Source organism: Micromonospora sp. NPDC049051 (genome assembly GCF_043197575.1).
In the GTDB taxonomy this organism is placed as follows: Bacteria; Actinomycetota; Actinomycetes; order Mycobacteriales; family Micromonosporaceae; genus Micromonospora.
On record NZ_JBICTL010000003.1, the window covers coordinates 497,261 to 523,435 of the forward strand.

Sequence of the window (26,175 nt, forward strand, 5' to 3'; positions counted from 1 at the left end):
GCGTTTTGCCTGGTCAGAGCCACAATCCTCCACGTTGGCCGCGTCGATTCGGATCCCTGGCCTTTTGATCCACAGGCGGGAGGGTGGACACTGCCGAAGGTGCCGCGACGTCGCGGCCCGCGCATCATTGGGCTACAGGAGGGCTGGTCGGTGTTCAGTCGTGTCGCCATCGTCAACCGCGGTGAGGCCGCCATGCGGCTCATCCACGCTGTCCGGGACATCGCCGCGCAGACCGGGACACGGATCGAGACCGTCGCCCTGCACACCGACGTCGACCGCACGGCCACCTTCGTCCGCGAGGCGGACCTGTCCTACGATCTCGGTCCCGCCTCCGCGCGCCCGTACCTCGATCTGAAGGTGCTGGAGCGCGCGCTGGTGGAGACCGGCGCCGACGCCGCCTGGGTCGGCTGGGGCTTCGTCGCCGAGGACCCGGCGTTCGCGGAGCTGTGCGAGCGGGTCGGCGTCACCTTCGTCGGGCCGAGCCCGGACGCCATGCGCAAGCTCGGCGACAAGATCGGCGCGAAGCTGATCGCCGAGGAGGTCGGCGTGCCCGTCGCGCCGTGGAGCCGCGGCGCGGTCGAGACCCTGGACGCCGCCCTGGCGGCGGCGGCCGAGATCGGCTACCCGCTGATGCTGAAGGCGACTGCGGGTGGCGGCGGGCGCGGCATCCGCGTGATCACCAACGAGGCGGAACTCGCCGACGCCTACGAGCGCACCAGCCAGGAGGCCGCGCGGGCGTTCGGCAGCGGCGTCGTGTTCCTGGAGCGCCTGGTCACCGGTGCCCGGCACGTGGAGGTCCAGGTCATCGCCGACGGCCAGGGCACCGCGTGGGCGCTCGGGGTCCGCGACTGCTCGGTGCAGCGGCGCAACCAGAAGGTCATCGAGGAGTCGGCGTCGCCGGTGCTCGGCCCCGAGCAGGCGGCCGAGCTCAAGGCGTCGGCCGAGCGGCTGGCCGTCGCGGTCGGCTACCGCGGCGCGGCGACCGTCGAGTTCCTCTACCACCCCGGCGACCGGCTGTTCGCGTTCCTCGAGGTCAACACCCGGTTGCAGGTCGAGCACCCGATCACGGAGTCCACCACCGGCTTCGACCTGGTCAAAGCGCAGCTGCACGTGGCCGCGGGCGGGCGTCTGGAAGGCGAGCCGCCCGTGGAGCGCGGCCACGCCATCGAGGCCCGGCTCAACGCCGAGGACCCCGACCGCGACTTCGCGCCCTCCCCCGGCCGCATCGCGCGGCTGGACCTGCCCGCCGGGCCCGGCATCCGCGTGGACACCGGCGTCAGCGAGGGCGACACCATCCCCGCCGACTTCGACTCCATGATCGCGAAGATCATCGCGTACGGCCGCGACCGCGACGAGGCGCTCGGCAGGCTGCGTCGGGCGATGGCCCAGACGACGGTGATCATCGATGGTGGCGCGACGAACAAGAGCTTCGTGCTCGACCTGCTCGACCAGCCGGAGGTGATCGACGCCAGCGCGGACACCGGCTGGATCGACCGCGTCCGGGGCGAGGGCAGGCTCGTCTCGCACCGGCACTCCGCTGTCGCGCTGGCGGCCGCCGCCATCGAGGCGTACGAGGAGGAGGAACGCGTCGAGCGGCAGCGGCTGCTGTCGACGGCGTTCGGCGGGCGCCCGCAGGTGCAGCACGAGAGCGGCCGGCCGCTGGACCTCAAGCTGCGTGGCGTCGGCTACCGGGTACGCGTCGCGCGGGTCGGCGCGCACCGCTTCCGGGTCGGCATCGAAGCGGGTGGGGCCGTCCGCACCGCCGACGTCGAACTGGAGCGCTTCGACCGGCACACCGGCCAGATCCTCGTCAACGGCGCCCGCTACCGCCTGCTCATCGGCACGCACGGACCGATCCACCTGGTCGAGGTCGACGGCGTGGCGCACCGGGTCACCCGCGACGAGGGCGGCGTCCTGCGCTCGCCCATGCCCGCGCTGGTCGTCGCCACGCCGTTGCGGGTCGGCGCCGAGGTCGAGGCGGGCGCGCCCGTGCTGGTGCTGGAGAGCATGAAGATGGAGACGGTGCTACGGGCACCGTTCAAGGCGCGGCTGAAGGAATGCGTCGTCGCCGTGGGTTCCCAGGTGGAGACGGGTGCGCCGCTGCTGCGGCTGGAGCCGCTCGCCGACGACGCCGAGGCCGGGGAGACCTCGGCCGACGAGTCCGTCGAGCTGGACCTGCCCGCCGCGTCCGGCACCGTCCCGGCCCGCGAGCGCGCCGCGCGCGGCCAGGAGGACCTGCGCAGCCTGCTGCTCGGCTTCGACGTCGACCCGCACGACGAGCGCCGGCTGCTCGACGACTACCTCGCCGCACGCCGGGCGGCCACCGAGGACGGCCACCGGACGCTGGCCGAGGAACTCGACCTCATCGACGTGTTCGCCGACCTCACCGAGCTGAGCCGTAACCGGCCGACGGGCGAGGACGGCGGCGGCGCCGGCCACGTGCCCAGCGCCCGCGAGTACTTCCACACCTACCTCCAGTGCCTCGACGTGGAGCGGGCCGGGCTGCCGGAGGCGTTCCAGGCCAAGCTCGCCAAGGCGCTCGGGCACTACGGCGTCACCGACCTGGAGCGCTCCCCCGAGCTCGAAGCCGCCGTGTTCCGGATCTTCCTCGCCCTGCAACGCGCGTCGGCCGACGCCACGGTCGTCGCGACGTTGCTGCGCGCCTGGCTGCGCGAGCCGCCGCCGGACGAGTCGCTGCGCGAGCCCGCCGGTCTCGCGCTGGAGCGGCTCGTGGCCGCGACGCAGGTTCGCTTCCCGGTGGTCTCCGACCTCGCGCGGGGTGTGGTGTTCGCCTGGTTCGCCCAGCCGCTGCTGCGCCGCAACCGCGCCCGCGTCTACGCCGACGTCCGCAAGCACCTGCGGCACCTCGACGCGCACCCGGAGGCACCGGACCGCGCCGAGCGCATCGCCGAGATGGTGCGCTCCACCGAGCCGCTCGTGCGGCTGCTCGGTCAGCGGCTCGTCCGCGACGATCTGGACAACGCGGTGATGCTGGAGGTGCTGACCCGGCGCTACTACGGCAACAAGGGCCTCACCGGCGTACGCACCAGTGTGGCCGAGGGCTGCACGTTCGTGGTCGCCGAGCGGCCCGGGCTGTGCGTGGTCTCCTCCGCCGTCAGCTTCGAGGCGCTGGGCGACGCGCTGCGCGGCCTCGCGGAGCTGGCGAGCAGCCGCGACGCCATCGACGTCGACATCTACTTGGCTTGGGAGGGGCAGCCGGAGGACTTCGACGCGATGGCCGCGGCGCTGCACGAGGTCGTCAACGCGCACCCCCTGCCGAACCAGGTCCGCAGGTTGACCACCACCGTCGCGGGTCGCAGCGGCGCCGTCATGCACCACCACTTCACCTTCCGGCCGTCGACGGTCGGGATGGTCGAGGAGCGGCTGATCCGGGGCCTGCACCCGTACATCGCGCAGCGCATGCAGATGGAGCGGCTGAGCAGGTTCGACCTCACCCGCCTGCCGTCGTCGGACGAGGAGGTCTACCTCTTCCAGTGCGTCGCGCGGGAGAACCCGTCGGACGACCGGCTCGTCGCGTTCGCCCAGGTACGCGACCTGGCCGAGCTGCGCGAGCACGACGGGCGGCTGGTGGCGCTGCCCACGGCCGAGGACGTCCTCGCCACCTGCCTCGACTCGATCCGCCGCGCGCAGTCGCTGCGGCCGTCGAAAAAGCGCTTCAGCACCAACCGGATCGTGATCTACGTCTGGCCGCCGAGCGAGCTGACCCGCGCCGAACTGAAGATGATCGCCCGGCGGGTGCTGCCGACGACGGCGGGCGCCGGGCTGGAGGAGATCCTGTTCATCGCGCGGCAGCGCGACGCCAGGACCGGCGAGCTGGCCAAGATCGCTGTGCGGATCTCCTTCGACGCCACCGGCGGTACGGAGCTGACCGTCGGCGAGCCGTCGGAGGAGCCGGTCGAGCCGCTCGACGACTACCGGCAGAAGGTACTGCGCGCGAGCAGCCGTAACGCGGTGTACCCGTACGAGCTGACCGGCCTGCTCGGCACCTTCGTCGAGCACGACCTCGACGACGACCACGCGCTCGTGCCGGTCGACCGGCCGAAGGGGCGCAACAAGGCGGCGATCGTGGCGGGCGTGGTGACCACGCCGACCCGACGGCACCCGCAGGGCGTCACCCGGGTCGTGCTGCTCGGCGATCCGACGAAGGCGCTCGGCGCGCTGTCGGAGGCGGAGTGCCGCCGGGTCATCGCCGCGCTGGACCTGGCCGAGCGGATGCGGGTACCGCTGGAGTGGTACGCGCTGTCCGCGGGCGCCCGGATCTCCATGGAGTCGGGCACGGAGAACATGGACTGGGTGGCGGCGGCGCTCAAGCGCATCGTCGAGTTCACCCAGGACGGCGGCGAGATCAACATCGTGGTCGCGGGCATCACCGTCGGCGCGCAGCCGTACTGGAACGCCGAGGCGACGATGCTCATGCACACCAGGGGCATCCTGGTGATGACGCCGGACTCGGCGATGGTCCTCACCGGCAAGCAGTCGCTCGACTTCTCCGGCGGGGTGTCGGCCGAGGACAACTTCGGCATCGGCGGCTACGACCGGGTGATGGGCCCCAACGGGCAGGCGCAGTACTGGGCGCCGAACCTGACCGCCGCGCGGGACGTGCTGATGGCGCACTACGAGCACACGTACGTCGCGCCCGGCGAGCAGGGGCCGCGGCGGACGCGGACGAGCGACCCCATCGACCGGGACATCTCCACCTTCCCGCACGTCGTGGTGGGCAGCGACTTCACCACCGTCGGTGAGATCTTCTCCGCCGAGGCCAACCCGGACCGCAAGAAGCCGTTCGACATCCGCACCGTCATGCGGGCGCTCTCCGACCAGGACCACCCGGTGCTGGAACGGTGGGCGGGCATGGCCGACGCGGAGACCGTGGCGGTGCAGGACGTCCACCTCGGGGGCATGCCGGTGTGTCTGCTCGGCATCGAGTCGCGGGCGGTGCCGCGGCGCGGCTTCCCGCCCACCGACGGCCCGGACACCTACACCGCTGGCACGCTGTTCCCGCGGTCGTCGAAGAAGGCCGCGCGGGCGATCAACGCGGCCAGCGGCAACCGGCCGCTGGTGGTGCTGGCGAACCTGTCGGGCTTCGACGGCTCGCCGGAGTCGATGCGCAACCTGCAGCTGGAGTACGGCGCCGAGATCGGCCGGGCGATCGTGAACTTCCGCGGGCCCATCGTGTTCTGCGTGATCTCGCGCTACCACGGGGGCGCGTTCGTGGTCTTCTCCAAGGCGCTGAACCCGAACATGACAGTGCTCGCGCTGGAGGGCTCGTTCGCCTCGGTGCTCGGCGGCGCCCCCGCCGCCGCCGTGGTGTTCTCCGGTGACGTCAACGCCCGTACCGCCGCCGACCCGCGCGTGCGGGAGCTGGAGGCCCGCGTCGCGGCGGCCTCCGGCACCGACCGTGCGGCGCTGACGGCGGAACTCGACGAACTGCGCTCGACGGTACGGGTGGAGAAGCTGGGCGAGGTGGCCGCCGAGTTCGACCGGGTGCACAACATCCAGCGCGCCGTCGAGGTCGGCTCCGTCGACGCCGTCATCCGCGCGGCGGAGCTGCGCCCGCGCGTCATCGAGGCCATCGAGGCCCGTCTGCGCTGAGGGCGGCGCGCCGGAGCGACCGGCGTCCGCTGATGGTCCCCGGCCCGGGCGGGCCGGGGACCGTCTTCTCCGCGTCGCGCGGGCGGCACTGCTTGGCCAGCCGGACGACGCTGCTCGGTCGGGCGGCGCTGCTCGGTCGGGCGGCACGGATCGGTCAGCCGGGTGGCCGCTGCTCCGTCGAGTGGGAGCGGCGGCTGGCCGGCCGCCGCTCCCGTGGGCCGGTTCAGAAGGCGTGCAGGTCCAGGGCGATCCCGTCCGGTCCCCCGGAACGGCTGACCGCGACCCAGTCGTCCCCGGCGCCGGCGAGCCAACCGGGATACCGGCCGAGTTGGCGACCGGTCGACACGTCGTGGACGAGCACGAACGGCCGCTCGCCGACCGTGCCGCTGACCGCCACGAGGCGCCGGGTCACGCTCGCCCGCCAGCTCGCCGAGGTGCCGGACATCCCCGGATCCGGGGCGCTCCACCGCGTCGCGCCCGTGTCCATGTCGAGCAGCGCCAGCTCGCCCTCGTCGGCGGTGCGCCGCACCAGCACGGACCGGTCGTCCCCGTTGATCGGCACGCCGGGGCTGGTGCCCTCCCACTCCGCCTTGCCGGTGCGCAGGTCGACCGCCTGTGGCCGGCCGTCGGCGGTGACCGCGACGAGCCGGGTGCCGACCCCGATCATGGTCAACCCGCTGTGGTCGTACGCCAGCCGCTTGACGCACTCGCCGTCCTCGCGCCGCCCGCTGAAGACCTCACCGGACCAGCCTCTGGCGCCGGTGGCCGCGTTGACGGTGGCGATGCTGACCGTGCACAGCCGGTCGCCGCGGGGCGGATCGTGGTCGGTGCTCACCAGCAGGTCACCGGCGAGGAAGCCGTACCAGGCCCGGCTCGGCAGCCGCCCGGCGCCGGCCTTGCCGGTGCTGGCCGCGATCACGGTGTAGGTCCGGGTGGACGCGGTCAGCCGCACCACCACGTACCGCTCGGTGGGCGCGGCGTGGGGCGGACGGACACCGACCGCGTCGTCGGACACCCGGGCGAACCGGTCGGCGGGCAGTTTCCACAGGTGCCGACCGTCGCGGACGTCCCGGGCGACGACCACACACGTCGCGGACCGGCCGGTGCCGACGCATGCCCGGTGGTAGACGTTCCGTTGCTGGACGACGACGTCCTGGGTGTCCTCCGCCCGCCAGCGGGTGGCGCCGGTGGCCGCGTCGAGCACCTCCAGCGGCCCCCCGTTGCTGGCGCTGACGACGATCAGCTCACCGGCGACCGCGTACTGGTAGCTCACCGGGAACGGGTGACGCCACCGGTCCTGCCCCGTGGAACGGTCCACGGCGCGCAGTTCCCGCCCGTCGGGCACGACGACGACTTGGCCGAGCTGTGTCAACGGCTGGTCGAGCCGCCTGACCGGCACCGACCAGAGTGGCGCCGGGCCCTCCTGCCCCGCCGGGGTCTCCTTTCCGCGCAGGTTCTCCTGGGTCACCACGATCTGCGGCGCCGGCGGCTCCGGCGACTCCCTCCCCGGCACGGTGCAGGCGGCGAGCCCGACGAGCAGGCTCAGGGCCGCCCCTGTCGGGCTCCAACGGGGCGGGCGGTACGACAGCGGCAACGGTCTCTCCCTCGATCGGTGGCACGGCCCACCCTAGGATCCGCCCGCACCCCGCCGGACGAGATGCGCACCGGCGAGGGGCTCGGTGCTCCTGCGGCGGAGCCCGGACTCCGGTGCCGCCGGGACCGGTGCCGCCGGGACCGGTGCCGCCGGGACCGGTGCCGGCGGCACCGACCGTGGGCCGGCAGCGAGAAGGGCCAGTTCCGTGGGGAACTGGCCCTTCTCGACGATCACGTGTCGCGGGGTCAGCCGACCGACTTGTTGTAGCTGTCGATGGCGCCCTGCACGCTCGCCGCCGCGTCCTTCATGGCCTGCTCGGCCGGCTTGCTACCGACGATCGCCGCCTCGAGGCCGTCCTCGGAGGCCTTGCGGGCCTGCGGCATCACACCCAGCAGACAGCCGGCCGACGCGACCGACGGCGGCAGCGCGTGCAGCTGGTCGACGGCGGTACGGAACTGGGGGAACTTCGCCATCCAGTCCTTGTCGATCTGCTCGTCGAGCGCCTTGGCGTTGATCGGCACGTACCCGGTGCTGGTGTGCCACTTGGCCTGCTCGACCGGCCCGGAGGCGAACTTCACGAACTCCCAGGCGGCCCGCTTCTCCTTGTCGCTGTGGCCGACGCCGTTGATCCACAGCGAGGCGCCGCCGATGATCGGACCACCCGTCGAGGAGGCGCTCACCTTCGGGTACGGGGCGGTGAGTACGGTGAACTTGCCCTTCGCGGCGTCGACGTAGCCGCGCAGCACGCTGGTGGACTCCAGGTGCATGGCGACCGTGCCCGACTTGAAGGCGGCCTGGGCGTCGTCGGTCTTGCGGCCGGTGTTCGTCGCGTAGCCGCCCTTCACCAGGTCCGTCCACCACTGCGCGACGCGCACGGCCGTCTCCTGGTCGAACTGCACCTTCGTGGCCAGGCCGCTGCGCCCGTTGCCCTTGTCGCAGTACTCCTTGCCGTCGGTGGCGAGCAGCTGCTCCACCAGCCAGCCGTAGATGGCGGCGTTGAAGCCGTACTGGACGGTCTTGCCGCTGGCGTCCTTGACCGTGAGCTTCTTCGCCAGCTCGCCGATCTCGTCGAGGTTCTTCGGCGGCTTGGTCGGGTCGAGCTTGGCCCGCTCGAACGCCTCCTTGTTGAGGTACAGCAGGGGCGTCGACGAGTTGAACGGCATCGACCACAGCTTGCCGTCGACCGAGTAGTAGCTGGCGATGTTCGGCTCGATGTCGGCGGCGTTGAAGCCGTCCTTCTCGATGAACTTGTGCATCGGCACGACCTGCTTCGAGTCGACCATGAAGCGGCTGCCGATGTCGTAGATCTGCACCAGGGCCGGCGTGCTCTTCTGCTGCACCGACGCCTTGTACTTCGCGATCGTCTCGTCGTAGCTTCCCTGGAAGACCGCCTTGACCTCGACCTTGCCGCCGCTCTGGGCGTTGAAGTCGGCGACGAGCTGGTCGACGGCGGTGGCGTTGGCCCCCTTCATCGCGTGCCAGAACTCGATCGTGGTCTTGTCCGTGGCCTTCTCCAGCACCTCGGCGCCGGGCGCGTCGAGCGCGCCGCTGTCGCCGTCGGTGCCTGAGCCGGAGTCGCCGCAGGCCGTGAGCGCGGCGGCGGCCACGACGGCGACGAACGCCGCCGCGGTCCGGCGGAGCCGAGGTCTTCTCATTGCTTCTCCTTCTCGATGGTTCAACGCAGCGCCCCGGCGGTCAGCCCGCGGACGATGTAGCGCTGGCCGAAGATCACGACGGCCAGCGTGGGGAGCAGGGACAACGCGACGCCGGCCAGGACGAGACCCGGCTGTGCGGCCTCGGCGTCGTTGAGCTGGGAGATGCCGATCTGCAGGGTCTGGAACTCGGTGTCGCGGATCAGGATCAGCGGCCAGAAGTACTGGTTCCACGCCGAGAGGAAGACGTAGACGCCGACCGCCGCGATGGAGGGCTTGGACAGCGGCACGATGACCCGCCACAGCAGGCGCCAGTGGCCGCACCCGTCGATCACCGCCGCGTCGCGCAGCTCGGTCGGGAACTGCAGGAACGCCTGGCGCAGCAGGAACGTGCCGAACGCCGAGGCGAGGAACGGCAGCACCAGGCCGAGGTACGTCAGCCCGCCGCGCGTCAGGCCCCAGTCGGAGATGGCCAGGTAGTTGGGGATGATGATCGCTTCCCACGGCACCATGAGGGTGGCGAGGAACAGGCTGAACGTCGCGGCCTTCGCCGGCAGGCGCAGGAACGCGAAGGCGTACGCGGCGAAGATGCTCGTGACGACCTGCGCCACGGTGATGACGCCGGCCTGCACGGCGGAGTTCGCGTAGAAGCGGCCGAGCGGCACCGAGCGGAACACATCGGTGATGTTCTGCCAGTGCAGCGCGCTCGGTACCAGCGCGGGCGGATAGGTCGCCAGGTCGCCGGGGCCCATGACGGCGCCGACGAAGCCGTAGTAGACCGGGAACAGCACGGGGATCGCGGCCAGGCCGAGCACGACGTAGACGGCGACCCGCCCGAGGTTGAGCTTTCTCATCGGTAGTGGACCCGCCGTTCGAGGACGCCGAATTGGACAGCCGTGCAGCCGAGCATGATGACCAGCAGCACGACGGCCTGCGCGCTGGCCGCGCCGAAGTCGGAGGAGCCGAACGCGAACGCCTTCTCGTAGATCGAGTAGACCAGCGTCGTCGTGGCCTGGTCCGGCCCGCCCTTGGTCAGGATGTGGATCTGCCCGAAGCTCTGCAGGGCGTGGATCGTGGACACCACGACGAGGAAGAACAGCTGCGGGGAGAGCAGCGGCACGGTGATCCGTGTCGCCAGCCGCCAGCCCGTGGCGCCGTCCAGCCGGGCCGCCTCGACCACCTCGGGCGAGATCGCCGAGACCCCGGCGGAGAGCACGAGGATGTTGTAGCCGAAGTTCATCCACACCGTCGCGGCGCAGACGGCGGGCAGCGCGATCGACGGGTCGGTGAGCCAGTTGACGCGGTCGATGCCGAGGGAGCCGAGCAGGCCGTTGGCCACCCCGATCGCCGGGTTGTAGATGACGGCGAAGATGACCGAGGCGGTCGCCACCGAGAACGCGAACGGCAGCGCGAACGCGGTGCGCAGCGCCCGTACGCCGCGGATGCGCGCCTCCAGCAGCAGCACCACGAAGAGCGCGCCCAGCACGGCCGGGACCACCGAGAAGAGCGTGAACAGCGCCGTCGTGGCCAGCACCTTGCCGAACTCGCCGGACAGCATGTCCTGGTAGTGCGCCGCGCCGACGTACTCGGACGCGGCGCCGAAGATGTCGTTGCCGTGCACGGACAGGTAGAGGGTGCGCCCGAGCGGCCAGAACACGAACAGGGCGAAGACCGCCACCGAGGGCAGCAGCATCAGCCAGGCGAGACCGGATTCGCTGAAGCGTGCGCGCCGCACTTGCCGGGCTGTGGACGGCGCGGATTCGGAGGTCGGTGCGCGGTCGCCCGGTGGCGCGCTGACGGTGGAAGGGGGAGGCACCGCAGCACCCTACAACGACATCGAAAAATGGACATCATTCGGGAGTCAGTCGCTGCGGGGCATCCGGCGGGCGCCGGCGGGCCAGAGGACCGTGGTCGGGATGCCGAGGCCCCGCGCCCAGTCGACCGTCCGGTCCGTCGACGCCGCGTGGCAGCCGGGTTCCCCGTCCCACACCGCCACGAGTCGCTGCACCCGGCGTACCAGTTCCCGGTTGGCGGCCACGTAGGCGGCGGTGTCCGAGTGGTCGTGGCCGGTGTGGACGACCGCCGCCGCCCGGGCGAGCAGGTCGTCGAAGGTCGTCCGGTTCTCCGGGTCGATCACGGCGGTCCGGTAGTCGCGGGCCGGGAGGATCACCTCGTACGTGCCGCCCAGTTTTAGGATCGCGTGCACGAAGAGCTGATCGGCACCGGCCGCCAGGCAGGTGACGCCGTGCACCGGCCGGTCGCTGATCCGGCGCAGCTCGACGAGGAGCGCGTCGGCGACGAGCAACTCGGTGTCCCGGGTCAGGTTGATGTGCCCGGTCACGCCGACGCGTACCGGTGCGGGCTCAGCCGGCATCGCTCGGTCCTCTCCGCTGCGCGGGCACTGCGGGCGCCAGCCGGATCAGCGCGAATCCGCTGTCGGACAGGACGTCCGGCAGTGCCCGGATCTCCGCGCGGTTCTGCTCCTGGACGTCGAGGGGCAACTCGTCCCAGGGCCGCAGGGCGGGATGCCGTCGCCGGGCGTCGTCGCGGGGTTCGCCGTGCGTCCAGCCTTCCCCGCGTCGTTCCCGGCACCACCGTTCGTGCTCGAGGCGGGCGAGTTCCTCGATCCGGTCGTCGATGATCTGTCCGGCGGCGGCGTCGCTGCTGCCGCCGCGCCGGGGCGCCACGACGCACCCGAGGTTGAGCAGCTTCGCGGCGATGTCCTGGACGTGTGCCCGGTTGGCCCGCCGTAGCGACTCGGGCAGTCGCGACCAGTCCACCATGGCCGGCGCGTCGCCGGGGCGTATGCCGGCGCGTTGCTGGGCCTGCAGGTACCGCTCGTGGATCAGCCGGGCCAGCCGTTCGGTGAGGTCCTCGGCGATCAGCCGGGCATCGCAGGCGCGGGTCAGTACCGGGTAGAGGCGCAGCTTGCCGTGCACCTCGTCGAGCAGGTCGTGGCGGGAGTCGCCGTGGAAGGCGGCGGCGAGCGCCGCCTGCTGGTAGACCGGTACGAAGACGGAATTCTCGGCGCGCTGCCAGAGGGCGGGCGTGTCCAGCACGAACTGCAGGCCGCTGGTCTCCTCCGGCGCGCAGACGTAGATGCGGTCGTAGCGGTCGCGGCCGACCTGGTCGAGCCCGACGAGGCCGTCGAGGTCCCGGTCGTACGCGGTGAGCTGGCAGACCGTGTTCAGGAACGGGTAGCGCGACGCCGCGACGGCCAGCTCGGTGCCGGCGTCCGGGGCTACGAGGTCCACCCGCAGGGGCGGCACGGCGTGGCCGGGAGGGGTGTCGGCCCGGCGTGCCCGCCAGTGCCGCGCGGTCTCCACCAGGAGGGCTCGGCGGAAGCTGCCGGTGCCGGCGATGAGGACCCTGGTGGGTCGGCCGGTCACGGCTGGCAGCGGGTGGTGCCGGTGCAGCGCGCGGGCGGCGATGTCGTCGACGTGGAAGTAGTCCAGTCGTAGCCGGCTGGATCCGGCGGCGCCGAGTCGCCGGGCCTGCAGCGACAGGCACATCTCGGAGTCGTGGACCAGCACGTAGACCCGGGGTGGTTGCCGCCGGTCCTGGATGAGCCGGCTGACGGTGTTGGCGATGGCGTGGTTGCGGTCGTCGTCCTCGCTGCAGGCGTAGATGGTGTGGGCCCGGGGCAGGCCGGCGCCGCGCAACACCTGGGGGCTGGCCGGGTCGCCGACGACGCCGAGATACCGGCGTAGGCGGTATTCCAGCGGTCCGAACGGTTCGGAGCGCACGACGACCACGCGTTCACCGTCGGCGAAGAGCCGGTCGGCGAGCATGTGGGCGAACGGGGAATCCCCACAGACCAGGACGTGACCACGGGCTCGCCGGGCCCGGAGGCGGCGGCTCTCGGCGGCCAGTAGCAGCCGGCTGGCCTCGGCCACGGCGAGGAGGGTGAACAGCGGGGCGGCGAACCGGGCGACCTGTAGCTGCCACGGGTAGGGCCCGGCGTTCTGGAAGGGCTCGGCGCCGAAGACGAAGAGTTGCAGGTCGTAGTAGAGCACGTCGTAGGGGTCGTGCGCGGTCTCCGGCCGGGCCTGGAGCAGGCGGTCGAAGCCGATGTAGCCGAGGATGAAGGCGGCCAGCCCGATGACTCCGAACACGGCTCGGAGCCACCATTCGACCAGGTGGCGCGAGGTGGCGACCGGGTCTGTCATGACCGGCATTTTATTTGACCAGGTCGATCAGGACGGCGCTCGGCGCGCGCCCGCCGGCGCGTTACCGGCTGCGGCGAACGGCGGTCGGCGCCCCCGCCGGCTCGGCCCGCTCACCGGCGGCGGCACCGCTGGTCCGGCGGTCGGTCGGGCCCGGTCACGGGAAGTCGTCGGGCCTGGTGTCGGGCAGCGCGGCCAGTAGTTGCCCGGCCAGCCGCCGTACGCTGTCGTCCTCCTGGCGGGCGAGCCTCACAAGCACGCCCCGGGTCCGGCTGTCCCTGGAGTAGTGCCGGGTCAGCCCGAGCAGCGCGGTCCGGCGGATCTCCCAGTCGTCGTCGTCCGCCAGCCGTAGCAGCAGCTCCCGCACCCCCACCTGGCCGGCCAGCGCGGCTCCGAGCTGTTCCACGGCCCGGCGCCGGACCTCCAGGTCCGGATCGTCGCGGACCAGCCCTACGAGCAGCACTCGGACCTCCGGGTCGGCTCCGAAGTGCGCGCCGAGCGCGGCGGCGATGCAGGCGCGGATCGCCGGGTCCTGGTCCGCCAGGCGGCGCAGGAGCCGCAGTGTCACCGCCATGGATGCGGAGCCCTGCTCGGCCAGGCAGCGCACCGCCGCGTCGAAGACGGTGGGGTCGGTGTCCGACTCGACGCACTCGAGCAGCACGTCGGTCACCACGTCGGGGCTTCCGTGCGCGCAGAGGGTCTGCACGGCGGCCATCCGGATGCCGACGTAGCTGTCCCGGCGGGCCCGCCGGCACAGCGTCTCCATCAGGGCGTCGGTCTCGCCGTGCCGGGCGAGCGCCTGGGCGGCCGCGCGCAGCACGTTCGGGTCGGGGTCCCGGCTGACCTGTTCGGCCAGGCACTTGCGCACCTCGGGGTCGGGCGGGTCGGCCAGCCGGGTCAGGCGGAGGGTGACCCGCAGCCGGACGATCGCGTCCCGCTCCTGGGCGGCGCGGCTGATGAGCAGGTCACGGGTGGCGTGGCCGAGCAGCGGTCGGCCGGTGAGCAGGTCGACCGCGGCGAGTCGGACGCTCGCGGTCGGGTCGCTGTCGGCTTTCTCCAGCAGCAGTTCCCCGGTGCGGTGGTCCGGGTAGGCCTCGGCCAGCGCGCGTACCGCAGCCAGGCGCACCGTCGCGTCCTCGTCGACACGGGCCGCCTTCGCCACCACGGTCCATCCGGTGTCGTCGGCACGGCCCCGGTCGATCAGCGCGGTCACGGCGGCGGCGCGCACGGAGGCGTCCTCGTCGCGCGTGATCTGATCGACCAGCCGGGCTCGGCAGCGCCCGTCCGGGTCGGGCACGAGCGCCAGCCGTTGCACGGCGACCGCGCGGAGCCGGGGGGACGGGTCCGAGCCGGCCAGCTTCAGCAGCAGTTCGGTGCTCTCCGGGCCGGGTCGCCCGGGCAGCAGCTCGGTCACCACGCAGCGCCGCACCTCGTCCGGGGAGTCGCCGGTCACCCGCTGCAACGCCCGGGTGCGGGCGGTCTCGGCGTGTTCCGGCAGGGCCAGCAGGCCCTCCAGGGCGCGCTGCACCACGCCGGGGTCGGTGTCGGTGGCCAGCAGCCGCTGCAGCGTCCCGGCGGCGCCCGGCAGGTCGGCGCAGCGCGCGGTGAGGACTGCGGTGGCGGCCCGCCGCACTGCGGTGGCGGGGTCTTCGGTGGCGTTGACCAGCACCTGGCGGACGTCCTCGGACAGCTCGCTGCGGCCGCCGAGGGACTGCACGGCCAGCGCGCGCACCGCGAGATCGGGTGAACGGGCCAGGTCGCGCAGGATGTCGACGTGGTCGCGGTCGGTGCTGAAGTGCGCGACCAGTGCCCGTACGGCGGCCTGCCGGACCGTGGTGGAGACCTCGGCCTGCGCCTCGGCGAGCAGGAGGTCCCGGCAGCGGCGGCGGCTGGGGCTGGTGGCGTCCAGCCGGCCGGCGGTCTCGGCCAGCCCTGCGACCAGGGTGAGGTGGGCCTGCCGCTCGCGGCCCTGCCCGAGTTCCTGGGCGAGCAGTTCCTCCAGTTGCTCCTCGGCGGTGGAGAGCACCGCGGCGACCCGGGTGGCGAACGCGGAGCCGGAGCGCCAACTGGTGTGCACGCCGCGTCGGCGGTACCAGTGCAGGAAGGCCTGCCGGCCGGGCCAGTTCGATCCGAGGGCCCGGATCGAGGAGAGTAGTTCCTGCTCGGTGAGTTCCGCCAGGTTGGGGTCGTCGGCGGAGATGCCGTGTTCGACCAGCCGTACGAGCTGGCACAGCACCGCGTCGCCCGCGCCGGCCAGTTCGGCGGGCTGCGGCGCCTCCGCCACGCACTGCGCGGCCAGCACCAGGTTCCACGGTGGGCCGGTCAGGTTCAGCGGCGGCCAGGGCTGGTTGGCCTCGGTGGCGAGCAGGATGACCAGGTCGTTGGCGGTCTGGGCGGGCAGGGCGCTGGCGACCAGCCGGAGCACCTCACGCCAGGAGGGGTCGGCCCAGTGGTCGCGGAACAACGCGCGCAGTCGGTCGAGGCCCCAGGCGTCCGGATCGTGCTTGAACCTGTCCACGATCTCCTCTGCGCAGAAGAACTCGAGGAACGTGCGGTGCACGAACCCGAACAGTCGCAGCCCGTACCGTTCCAGGATGAAGCTTCGCTGACGCAATTTTTCGATCATCGAGTAGGCCATGGCGAGCGCCCGCTCGTTCTCGAAACCGTAGAACGCGACGAGGTGGTCCCGGAAGATCCGCGCCAGCTCGTCGGGTTCAATATAGTTTCCTGCCGGGCCGGACTCCCGGAACTGCATCCAGTACGCCAGGTGGCGCACCAACCGGCGCTTCGCCTGTAGGTCCAGCAGCGGGACGTCGCCGTGGCTCTCGCGCAACTGTTTGGTCACGTCCCACTCGGAGATCAGGACGTCTGTGACGTGGGCGTAGAGCCGGTGCCGGTTGCGGGGCAGCGGGTGGCCCCGGCCGACGATCGCCATGAGCATGAGCAGCAGGGGGTTGCCGGCGATCTCGTGCATCGCCCGGGATCTGCGGACGACGTCGAGAATTTGTCGCCGCTGCCGGTCGGCTTCGGTCGCCGGTGTGGGCATCACGTAGCGGTACCAGTTGCCGAGGAAACGGGCGATCCGCTCGTCGTCGAGGTCCTCCAGTGTGAAGTGGTCGAAGCCGGCGTTGGCGAAGGTGTGCCGCAGGTATCCGGCCGCCCGCGAGGTGACCATGGTCCGCACTCCGGGGTATTCGCTGGCGAACGTGGCGATCTGTGCGGCCACCTCCTCGCGCTGCGCGGGGTCGAACACCTCGTCCAGGCCGTCGAACAGGAAGAGCGCCTGTCCGCCGTGCCGCAGGTACGCCTCCAGCACGCTCTGCTCGATCCCGGCCAGTCCCTGCTGGTGGCGGTGGCCCATGTAGTCCAGCAGGCCGTCGCACCGTCCGTCGCCGCAGTGCGCGGCGTAGGAGCGCAGCTCGATCAGGACGGGGAGGTAGCGGTCCAGCGCCGCCAGCCGAGGCTCGTCGCAGACCCCGGCCAGCGCCAGCGCCAGGTACTGCGCGGCCGCCGACTTGCCGGAGCCGGGGTCGCCGAGCAGTACGATCGCCCGCCGGCCCGGATCGCACACCACGTCGAACAGTGCCAGCGCGTCCTTGGCCGCGTACTCCTCCCAGAGCCGCTCCACCTCCTCCGAGTCGACCACCCCGGGCAGCCCGCCGTCACCGTCGGTGGTGGAGCTGGCCCAGCGCCACCAGGCCTTCGGCATCTCCGGCCGGCTGTCCTCGTGTACGCGGGGCTCCACGAACATCTTCGGTAGGCCGAGCGTCAGATATCCGATTGTGGGGCGCGGTGAGACCGCGTCCAGCGGGACGGCCTGGTAGCGCAGTGCCAGCTGCTTGTGGTACTGGTTGCGCACGGATTCGGGCAGGGGGGTGCCCGGGTCGGCGAGCTGGCGCGCCGGCGACCGGCCGCTGCGTACTTCGGCCAGCGCCATGGTCACCTTGGCCGCGAGGTCGTCCACTCCGGAGAAGAAGGCACAGAGGTGGCGCTCCTTGAGCTCGCCGCGCAGCGCGACGATCTGCTGCCAGTCGGCGTCGCGGTCGATCATGTCGACCGGCCAGGGGGTGTCCTCGGCGAGCAGGAAGATCAGGCAGGGCTTTCCGGCCGCGAGCGCCTCACGGTACTCGAGCTCGGTGATGGAGGACTCCTGCCCGGGTGGCCGGAACCCGTAGCGCCAGGCGAACAGGCCCACGTAGAGGTCGCACCGGCGCACGTCGGCCAGGCAGCGTTCCAACGGTGGCCGGATGTCGGCGCCGTACGCCTCCATGGCCACGTCCTCGATCTCGAGACGACGCGCCACGACGTGCACGGCGGCCCGATATTCCAGCAGGTCCTTTTGGGTGGCCGAAATGTAGACCTTCATCAACGGCAAACTCCAGGGGGTGGCTGGCGACCGCACCAATGAAAATATCAGCTGCCTTCACACCGCTCTGACCCGCGAACACTCGCGACCCCGCCCATGCGTGGGATTCCCGCGAACAGGCGGCCTATGATGACCGCAGGACAGAGATGGTTCCGGCGAGCCGCATTCCGGCTCGCGAGGAGTTCGGTAATACCACACGGATCCGTGTCGGTGCGGGTCACGGCGGCGTACGTCAATCACCATGGGACCGCATTCCGCGGGGCGACCGCGGACGGTGCCTGCGATGCGGAGGAAGCCATGCTCACGGTGGGTGAGGTGCACACCAGCCTGCTGCAGCACAGCACGGCGCTGGCCCAGGAGCAGAGCTCGGAGGTACTCGGCCTGGTCGAGGGCGAGGTCGTGCTGACCTCCCGACGCCCCTCGCTCTACGCGGTGTCGCCCGATGTCCGCACCGGCGTGGACTGCTGGCTACCCAGCGCCAGGAACCGTCAGCTGCGCGGGGTGGGTGCCGTGGTCACCCGGGCCATCATCACGGGCGGCCGGATCGTGCAGGCCTCCTCGGTCATCCAGGTCGTCGCCGGCGAGCGCCGCCAGCCGTGGTCGCACTATCTGGCCAACCCCGGCGTCCTCGAGACGGTCGGCAAGCTGGACGCCGCTGACCTGGCCGCGGGCTTCCTGCACGGCAACAACGCGGACGTGCTGAACCTGGAGGCGATCACCGGCCGGGTGCTCGACGGCGTGCAGATGTCCGGCCTGCTGGACCGGCACCCGCCGCTGCGCGCGGCACGCACCCGGCTGCGGTGGACGGCGCGGGTGGACCAGCAGCCGGGGCAGGATGTCTCGGCGGTGGTCACCGTGGACTCCCCCACGCTGCGTACGGTTGAACTCGTGGTCGGCCCGCAGGACGTGCCGGCCGCCGTGGCGGGCCTCTGCGAGGACCTCGCGTTGCACGATTGGCTGCTGACCATGCTGTCGTCCCTGGTGGAGGCCGCTGTCACGCGACCGGCCTCCGGGGGGCAGGAGCACATCGAGCGGCTGCGGCCGGTGCTGGAGCATCTGCTGCACCTGTGGTTGCCGGGTGCCCGGGTCCACCCGCGGCTGCGGCCGGTCTGGGACCGGCTGGAGCAGGTGCCCGGGTTCAGCCGGCAGTGGAAGTCGTCGGTCAACTGGATCCGGGACCAGATCAGCGTGAACAACATGGCGTTGCTACGTGACCTGGCCAACCGGGTCGCGGTCACGCAGCCGTGCGGGCGCTGACACCACCCTCACTCGCCGATGAACACGTAGCTCAACCGGTCGACCAGTTCGCTGGGCAGTTGCAGGCCCTCGCCGCCGGCCCGCTTGGCGACCTGCTGCGCGACTGGGGACGGTACCGCCACCTGGCTGAGGATGGTCCGTACGGCCAGTTCGACCGGCAGGTAGTGGGTGTTCATGAGGGTCAGCGTGCGGTACGCGCAGAACGGCGCGGCGGCCGGATTCAGCTGCACGATCGCCGGCAGTTCGTCCCAGTCGGTCGGCAGTTCCCCGGTGAGCTGGCATGGCTGCCGGACCGTCTCACCACGGTGGCGTAGCACCCCCAGCCGGGTCAGTTGCCAGACCGAGGCGAGCAGCGCGCAGGCCCACACCCGCGTCTTGGGCTCGTCGGACCACAGCTCGATGTCGACGAAGATGGAGTGCTGGGGGTCTCCGGACTGCACCGGCGGGGACCAGGGTCGGGGCAGGGTCATCGCCGGGGCGTCGACGTGCCCGGGCGAGCGTTTGCCGTTGGACAGCCAACCCGACTCGCTCAGCGGGGGGCGGCTCCCGGTGGTGTGCCGGGGTGGCTCCACCACGAGGGTGTCGACCACCAGTTGGGCGAGTTCGACGCCGTCGTGCCGCGCGAAGCTGGACTCACGGGCCACGTAGTCCAGCGTCAGTCCGTGTTCGGCCGCGGCGCTCTGCACCTGCGGGATCACCTCGCGGGGGGTGCCGAAGCGATTGAAGTAGTCGTCCACCATGAAGCAGGTGCTGATCCGCGGGTGGCGGTGTGGGGGTAGCCCGCGTCGGGCGAGGGCCGGGATCGCGGCCGAGAAGTCCGCGATCCGCGCGAACCTGCGCCGCAGTTCCTCACATCCGTCGCCGAAGTCCTTCGCGTAGAAGTGCCCCAACTCGACCGACAGATGCGAGTACGCCACGCTCTCTGTACGTCGCACCGCAGCTGCCTCCTGGAACCTGACATCCACGCCAATCACACGGTCTCCCATGCCGTCTCGTCGAAGAGCTTCTCGGTCAGATCCACGAAGGCGTCGACAGTCTTGACGTTCGCGATCTTGCTTTGTACGTCGTGGTCCGAGATGAGTTGCTCCCGCCACTGCAGCAGGGGATCCAGCGGCACCACGCCGAACAGCGTGGTGCGCCCGACGCCTCGTCGTCGGGCCAGCTCCGACAGTTCGGCGTCGCACTTGCGCAGGAACGCCTGCTGCGCGAGGTCGAGGTGGCCGACCTCGGGGCCGCGTGAGTCGATCACCGCCGTACGGACGAACCGCAGCGACTCCCGCAGCCGGTCCGGCTCGTGGCCGTACTCCTTGCCCATGGCCACGATCCCGCCCGCCTCGAAGGCCAGGTCCGCCGCCGCGGTGACGTGCTGGGGGGTCCACCGGTGGAACACCAGCCAGCGGACGGTGACCTTGCGCAGGGTCGCGATGGCGGTGGCCGCCAGCGCGATCTGGCTGGCATACGACCGGCCGGCGCTGAGGTCCACCAGGGTCAGGTCGAACTCCTCCTCTAGGCGGAGGAAGAGTTCGGCGCAGCGTTTGGCGATGTCGTTGGTGAACCCGAACTCGCTGCCGTTGCGCTGCCCGGGCAGGAGCACCAGCGGACCGGACCCGATGGGCCGTTGGCGCAGGCTGGCCCGCTCTGATGTGCCCCACACGTCCAGCTGCTCCGGAGACGGGATCTCTCCGCGCAGATACCGGTGCAGGCCGCCGCCGTTGGGCCCGGCGCCCTCCACCCCGTTGACGGCCTGTGGGATCTGAAAGGTGATGCCGGCGGTGGGCGAGCCGAAGTCGTAGTCCAGGTAGCAGGTGGGACGGCCGGACAGCGCGCTGCGGTAGGCGATGTTCGCTGCGGTCACCGAACGTCCGGTGCCGCCCTTGTGCGACGTGACGAAGACCAGCATTCAGATCCCCTCGCTGGCTTTCTGCTGCCCGGTGGCGATGTCGTTGAGCAGCAGCAGCAGGGAGTTCGCCAGGGCGGCCGCCGTGCCGGGGCGCTCGTCCACCAGCGACTGCGCCCGGCGCAGGCTGGCCCGGATGCTGCGCATGCTGCGCTGCATCGCCTCGCCGGCGAACGTGCCGCGCATCAGCTCCCGGTCGAAGAGGTATTCGGCCTCGTCGATGAGGTCCTGCGCGTAGGAGGCGAGTCGGCCGGCCCGCGGGAACGGCCGGTCCCAGAGCAGCTGACCGGCGCTGACCAGCGCCTCCACCACCCGCTCGGTCAGATACCACGAGGGTGCGTCGGGCTTCGGCGCCAGCCCGGGGAAGGCGCCTCCGGCGTGGTCCCACAGGCCTCGGTGCTGGCCGTCGGGGATGCGCCGCAGCAGCAGGTGCTCCCACACCTCGTCCGCCAGCTCGAGCAGTTCGCTGCGCCGCCGGGCGTTGTTCAGCAGACCGGCGACGGTGGCCGCCCGCTGGAGCAGCACCGTGGAGTACTCGTTCACGTTCCACGTCATGATCGGTTTCGACGTGTCGTCGATCAGGGTCACCCGTTTGCCGGGCGCGTGCACGAGCAGCGCCGGCTCGTCGGGCGAGGCACGCCGGGTGATCCGCGCGCGCTGCGCCAGCTCCACCAGCACCGCGGCGATCCGGCCGAACTCCTCGTCGCCGCCGCGCCCGCCGGCGACCAGGCCCTTGACCGCCAGCGACGTGGCCTGGAGGGTGTAGTAGTCGGTCCGGTCGCCGTCGGTCGTCCGCCAGGGAATGTCCTCGATGGGCCAGCGCCGTCGGTTGCCGAAGGTCGCCACCGTCGCCCAGTACGTCCGGGTCAGCTCCCAGCGTAGTTGCAGCGCCCGGGACAGCCGCTGCTGCTCCTCGTTGAGCAACCCGAGCAGGCGGGTGCGTTCGGAGTTCAGGTCCTCGATGGCGTCCATCGCGATGACCGTGAAGTAGAGGTAGGGGGCGTTCTCCGCCGCGCCGTCGCGCTGCAGGCCGATCGGCTCGGTGGTCGGGACCTCCTCGGCCCCGGCGATGAGCCCCCACGACCAGCCGCACTCGAACAGCATCTCGCTGTTGTCCAGGTCCTCGGTCACCCGGCCCGACCCGATGACGACGCTGCGCAGGCTGGCCATCGTCTCGCGCAGTTGCTCGCGCAGCGCGGCGACGAGTTCGCGGCGCGGCACCTCGTCCTGGTTGATCATGTCGCACAGTCGGACGCCGTACTCGTCGCTGGCGGAGAAGACGAAGGTACTGAAACTGCGGAGCAGGCCGACCATGGCCGCGGTGAGCCGCGCGCTGGCCATCTGGTCCAGGGCGTCCAGTTGCGCCAGCAGGTCGCGTCGTTTGGTGGTGCCGCGGTAGACCTTGACGAAACCGATCGTCGCCAGGGTCAGCGTGACGGAGACCGCGAACGAGTCGACGATGTCCAGGGAGCGTTGCTCGTCGGTGAGTTCCGCGCCGCCGTCGAGCGGAGTGAGGTAGGTTCCGCCGCTGAAGACCGGGGTGCCGGTGTCGTCGGTGTACCGCGTGAAGTAGTCGGTGATCACGCTGACCAGCCGGCGGGGAATTTCGATCGCGCCGCCGAGCGGGCTGAGTGCCTCGATCACCTCGTCGTCGGCGCGATCCGGGTCGTCGAGTGACAGCACGGGGACCTTGGCCGCCGGGAGCAGCAGCGTCAGCAGTTGCTCCGCATCGCTGATCGAGTTGCTGCCGCTTCGGCCACCCCAGCGCCATTCGCCGTTCTGCCAGCAACTTCGCACCGTGGCACGCCAGATGTCGAGGATCTCCTGGCGTGGCTGTATCCGCACGATTCACCGCCGTCTGCTGTAGTCGTCGACAAGAAACTGCTGGGTATTGCCGTTCACGCGATGATCCACGGTGATCCACAAAGACGTGCAACAACATGGTAGCGGGCCAGTCGAGTGCCACTCGAACGGCTTCGACAGCCGCGTGTCGGCCGGTCGGGGTGCGAGGTGAATGCCGTACGGGCAGGCCGGGTCGATGGGCCGGCGCCTCCCGTCACCAGGCATTGTGATCAACCGCGGGTACGGCCGGTGGCCAGCAGCATGCTGCGGTATCCGTCGCGCAGCGGCGGCGTGAGCCGTACCTCGTGGACGTCCAGGTCGTACGCGCCCGCCGCGATGCGGGCCACCACCTCGGCGCGCCGCAGCGCCACGGCCGGGTACAGGCGCTGGCCCACGTGGTAGCCGCGGGAGCCGAGCATGACCGCCACGGCAAAGGGCGAGCCGGGCCGCAGCGCGTCGAGGAACCGGCCGATCGCGCGTTCGGCCTCCGCCCGGTCGGCCGATATGGAGCAGGCCACGAAGAACATGGTGCCGGCGTCCCAGGCGTGCCTCGGCACGTCGAAGACGGAGGTTTTCCGCACCCGGCCCACCCGCGCCAGGCGGCCTCGTGGATCGGTCAGCGCCGAGTACGCCGGATTTTCCGCGCACACCTGCCAGTACGGGTCCCAGAGTTCGTCATAGCCGTGGATCTGCGTACGTAACCAGCTCACATTGGACGTCGACCAGTCGCACAGGTCGACCCTGCGCGCGAACGGCAGGAGCGACAGCGCCGGGTAGAGGTTCGCCCCCGATCCCACGTCGACACAGTCCGCGTCGGAGAGCTTCGCCCTGGCGAGAAAGTCTCTGGTCCGGCAGAGGATTTCCCGATCGTCGGCACGCAGCACCGCGTAGTTGTGCCGGACGTATGCCTGGGGGTCGAAGCTGTCCCACTCGACGTCGGAATTCACCGGTTGCAGAGACCGGATCGACGGGGGTGGCATCGACGACTCGCCGCAACCGCCGCCAGCCGCCGGGGTCAACGCCATGGACGTGCCTCCATCGATGTCGGCGAATCTCATTGGTCGTGCCGGCGCGCTCCTTCTCGCTGCCCATTGTGCATCGGAGGTGGTGTTGGCGCGCAAGCAGCAGCGCTTGACCAGCTCCCGGAAATGAGGACACAGACGGCCGTCGTTCCGTCCTCACCAGTTCACCTCGGTCGAAGTGTGCGTCCGCGCCGGTTGACGGAAATCCGATATCAGGAGTCGGCGGGAGCAGGGGCCGCGCCCGGCGCGGGGAAGCCGGCGGTCCACTCCCCCAGCTCTGGTCCGGACGGTCCGCACGACCCGATCCGTGCTGCTACCGTGACCGCCCGGCGAGGGGGACGCATGACATCGACGACGTTTCGTATCGGCGGAGACCTGGAGGTTCGGCGGCTGGGGTTCGGTGCCATGCACCTGCCCACCGATCCGCAGCCCGCCCGCGAGTCCTCCCGGGCGGTGGCTCGGCGGGCCGTCGAGCTGGGCGTCACCCTGATCGACACCGCCCACCTGTACGGCGGCGGCGCAAACGAGGAACTACTCGCCGAGGCCCTGCACCCCTATCCGGATGGGCTGCTCGTCACGACCAAGGTCGGCGTCGCGCGGACGGGGCCCCGGGGCGAGTGGAAACTGGACGGGCGTCCATCGATCCTGCGCGCCCAGGTCGAGCAGGCGCTGCGCCGACTGCGCGTCGAGCGCATCGAGCTGCTTCAGCTGCACCGGATCGATCCGGAGACGCCGCTCGCGGACCAGCTCGGCACGCTCAGGGAGCTGCGGGCCGAGGGCAAGATCGGACGGATCGGATTGTCCGAGGTCACCGCCGCCGAACTCGACCAGGCGCGGCAGATCGTCGACGTGGCGAGCGTGCAGAACCGGTACAACATCCTCGACCGGGAGCACGAGCCTGTCGTCGAGGCCTGCGAGCAGGCGGGAATCGCGTTCCTGCCGTGGCGGCCCGTCGCAGCCGGGGCGACGGGAGCGACGGCGCAGATCGCCGCCGTGGCCGCTGAGCTTGGTGCCACCGCCACGCAGGTTGCCCTCGCCTGGCTGCTGAGCCGGTCGCCGGTGATCCTTCCGATCCCCGGCACCGCACGGATCGCCCACTTGGAGGAGAACCTCGCGGCGGAAGGGCTCCACCTGACGCGGGCGCATCGCGACCGCCTGGACCGGCTGCACGAGCCGGAATGAGGCGCTGCGCCCCGGCGTGACGCCTCCCGTCGGCACGGCCGTGTCTGCCACCGGCCCGGGGTGGCGAACGCCCCGTGGGTACTCGGGCACCGCCTGCCCGTGGCATGATCTCGCTCGCGGCTCGTCGGACGTTCGGTGGATCTCAGGGAGAGCGGCAGTGCGACAGCAACCTGGCAGCAGAGCCTGTGGTGGTTGGTCACGGCGCGCGTTGTTGCTGACCACCGGTCTCGTCGTCGCCGGCTGCAGCCAACAGGAACGGCCCCGGCTCCGCGACGAGGGCAGCCAGTCCACGGGCGAGCCCACCAAGCAGGCCCTGCAAGCCCTGCTCGACCGCCGGGCCGAGGCGTTGCGGCAGGGCGACGAGGCCGCGTTCCTGGCAGACCTGAACCACTCCGACGCCAAGCTGGTCCAGGCGCAGAAGCTCCTCTTCGACAACCTGCGCAAGCTGAAGCTGACCACGTTCGGGTACATCGCCGAGCAGGCCATCGGCACGCCGGAGGGCGAGGTGCACCGGTTCACGCCGGTGCAGGAGGTCGTGCAGCTGACCGCTGACGCCGGGCCCGGCGGGGTGGCGCCGGCCTCCAGCTTCCGCTACTCGCTGGCACGCCGCGACGGCCGGCTGGTGATCACCGAGATCCTGCCGCTCACCCGCGACAACGCCGACGAGATGGGTGCGTACGGCCTGCGTAGCGACGCCCCCTGGCACCTCTCGCCGCTGACCGTCCACCATGTCGACAACGCCTGCCTGATCGGCGACGCCAGCGTGCCGGATCTCCAGCGCTACGCCGACGCCGCACGCGGCGAGATCCGCCACGTCGAGTCGCTCTGGGGCGACCGGCTCCGGTTCCCGGGGCACGTGCTGTTCCTGACCCGCGACGCGGAGAACTACCGCAGGTGGTACGGCCTCGGCGGCAGCAGCAACTTCAAGCCCGAGATCGAGGGTTTCCAGATCCCGCAGCAGGGCGTACGGCAGAACGGCGACATCTACCAGGACCAGTACGCCGGCTCCCGGATCGTGGTCAACCTCAAGAACATCGCGGCCTTCGGTGACGACCCGCGCCGGGTGATCCGCCACGAGGTGGCGCACAGTGTCGGCGCCCGGGTGACCGCGCTCAGCCCGGGTGGCTGGGTGCTGGGCGCGCCGACCTGGGCCGTCGAGGGCTTCGCCCGCTGGGCCGAGCAGGTCAACGACCGCCCCTACCTGAACAGTCGGGTGGCGGCCGGCGCCTTCCGCGGTGCGGTGCCGACCTCGAAGGACTTCTACGACCGGGACGCCAGCTTCAAGTACGCGTTGTCCTCGACGGTCTTCTACTTTGTGGAACGGACGAAGGGCCGGACGGCCGCGGTCGAGTTCTACGCCAGCGTGATCAAGTACAACGACACCGAGGGCGAACCGTTGGTGCAGACGCCGATCTTCAACGCCGTCTGCAAGCGGGTGCTAGGCATGACTAGCAGTGCCTTCACCCAGCAGTGGGCGACCTTCGTACGAAGTGGAGCGTGACGCGGTGCAGCCGACGCCCCCCACCCCGGGCCCTGACCCGGCCAGTCCCTCCGGCACACCGGCCGGTCCTTCAGGGCCGGGCG

Annotated in this window: 15 protein-coding genes; 4 read left to right on the forward strand and 11 right to left on the reverse strand. The window is 71.4% G+C overall.

Translation table 11 applies throughout. The features are described 5' to 3' along the window. Positions 1 to 150: 150 nt before the first annotated feature. Complete coding sequence (locus ACGFIR_RS14420) at positions 151 to 5,613, forward strand: carboxyl transferase domain-containing protein (RefSeq protein WP_393145241.1); 5,463 nt, start codon at positions 151 to 153, stop codon at positions 5,611 to 5,613. Between the two features lie 223 nt (positions 5,614 to 5,836). Here the strand turns inward: ACGFIR_RS14420 and ACGFIR_RS14425 are convergent, their stop codons facing one another. From ACGFIR_RS14425 to ACGFIR_RS14455, 7 genes are all read right to left on the reverse strand, one after another. After that, on the reverse strand, positions 5,837 to 7,207 hold the full coding sequence (locus ACGFIR_RS14425; RefSeq protein ID WP_393145243.1) for a PQQ-binding-like beta-propeller repeat protein: 1,371 nt from the start codon (positions 7,205 to 7,207) through the stop codon (positions 5,837 to 5,839). A gap of 245 nt (positions 7,208 to 7,452) precedes the next feature. Next, positions 7,453 to 8,862 (reverse strand): ABC transporter substrate-binding protein, encoded by a 1,410-nt coding sequence (locus tag ACGFIR_RS14430; protein WP_393003021.1) that lies wholly within the window; start codon positions 8,860 to 8,862, stop codon positions 7,453 to 7,455. A 20-nt stretch (positions 8,863 to 8,882) separates the two neighbouring features. Beyond that, complete coding sequence (locus tag ACGFIR_RS14435; protein WP_393003023.1) at positions 8,883 to 9,713, reverse strand: carbohydrate ABC transporter permease; 831 nt, start codon at positions 9,711 to 9,713, stop codon at positions 8,883 to 8,885. Further along, positions 9,710 to 10,594, reverse strand: coding sequence for a carbohydrate ABC transporter permease (locus tag ACGFIR_RS14440; protein ID WP_393003025.1), 885 nt, complete (start codon positions 10,592 to 10,594; stop codon positions 9,710 to 9,712). Before ACGFIR_RS14440 ends, ACGFIR_RS14435 begins: the two co-directional genes overlap by 4 nt. 126 nt (positions 10,595 to 10,720) lie before the next feature. Continuing rightward, the gene (locus tag ACGFIR_RS14445) at positions 10,721 to 11,233 is read right to left on the reverse strand and encodes a hypothetical protein (RefSeq protein WP_393145245.1); all 513 of its coding nucleotides are present in this window, start codon (positions 11,231 to 11,233) and stop codon (positions 10,721 to 10,723) included. After that, on the reverse strand, positions 11,223 to 13,028 hold the full coding sequence (locus ACGFIR_RS14450; protein WP_393145247.1) for a RyR domain-containing protein: 1,806 nt from the start codon (positions 13,026 to 13,028) through the stop codon (positions 11,223 to 11,225). Before ACGFIR_RS14450 ends, ACGFIR_RS14445 begins: the two co-directional genes overlap by 11 nt. Positions 13,029 to 13,182: 154 nt before the next feature. Next, a complete protein-coding gene (locus ACGFIR_RS14455; protein WP_393145249.1) occupies positions 13,183 to 17,391 on the reverse strand; it encodes a HEAT repeat domain-containing protein in 4,209 nt (1,402 codons plus the stop codon). A 297-nt stretch (positions 17,392 to 17,688) separates the two neighbouring features. Here ACGFIR_RS14455 and ACGFIR_RS14460 point away from each other — a divergent pair, with 297 nt between their 5' ends. Beyond that, entirely contained in the window at positions 17,689 to 18,648 is a 960-nt protein-coding gene (locus tag ACGFIR_RS14460; protein WP_393145251.1) for an SCO2521 family protein, read from the forward strand. Between the two features lie 8 nt (positions 18,649 to 18,656). Here the strand turns inward: ACGFIR_RS14460 and ACGFIR_RS14465 are convergent, their stop codons facing one another. The 4 genes from ACGFIR_RS14465 to ACGFIR_RS14480 form a co-directional block, all read right to left on the reverse strand. Next, entirely contained in the window at positions 18,657 to 19,634 is a 978-nt protein-coding gene (locus ACGFIR_RS14465) for an SCO2522 family protein (protein ID WP_393145253.1), read from the reverse strand. Then, positions 19,619 to 20,548, reverse strand: coding sequence for an SCO2523 family variant P-loop protein (locus ACGFIR_RS14470; protein ID WP_393145255.1), 930 nt, complete (start codon positions 20,546 to 20,548; stop codon positions 19,619 to 19,621). Before ACGFIR_RS14470 ends, ACGFIR_RS14465 begins: the two co-directional genes overlap by 16 nt. Continuing rightward, positions 20,549 to 22,390, reverse strand: coding sequence for an SCO2524 family protein (locus ACGFIR_RS14475; protein WP_393003039.1), 1,842 nt, complete (start codon positions 22,388 to 22,390; stop codon positions 20,549 to 20,551). A gap of 227 nt (positions 22,391 to 22,617) precedes the next feature. Next, on the reverse strand, positions 22,618 to 23,412 hold the full coding sequence (locus ACGFIR_RS14480) for an SCO2525 family SAM-dependent methyltransferase (protein WP_393145258.1): 795 nt from the start codon (positions 23,410 to 23,412) through the stop codon (positions 22,618 to 22,620). Between the two features lie 339 nt (positions 23,413 to 23,751). Here ACGFIR_RS14480 and ACGFIR_RS14485 point away from each other — a divergent pair, with 339 nt between their 5' ends. After that, on the forward strand, positions 23,752 to 24,591 hold the full coding sequence (locus ACGFIR_RS14485) for an aldo/keto reductase (RefSeq protein WP_393003043.1): 840 nt from the start codon (positions 23,752 to 23,754) through the stop codon (positions 24,589 to 24,591). Positions 24,592 to 24,748: 157 nt separating this feature from the next. After that, entirely contained in the window at positions 24,749 to 26,092 is a 1,344-nt protein-coding gene (locus ACGFIR_RS14490) for a hypothetical protein (RefSeq protein WP_393145260.1), read from the forward strand. Positions 26,093 to 26,175: the final 83 nt, after the last annotated feature.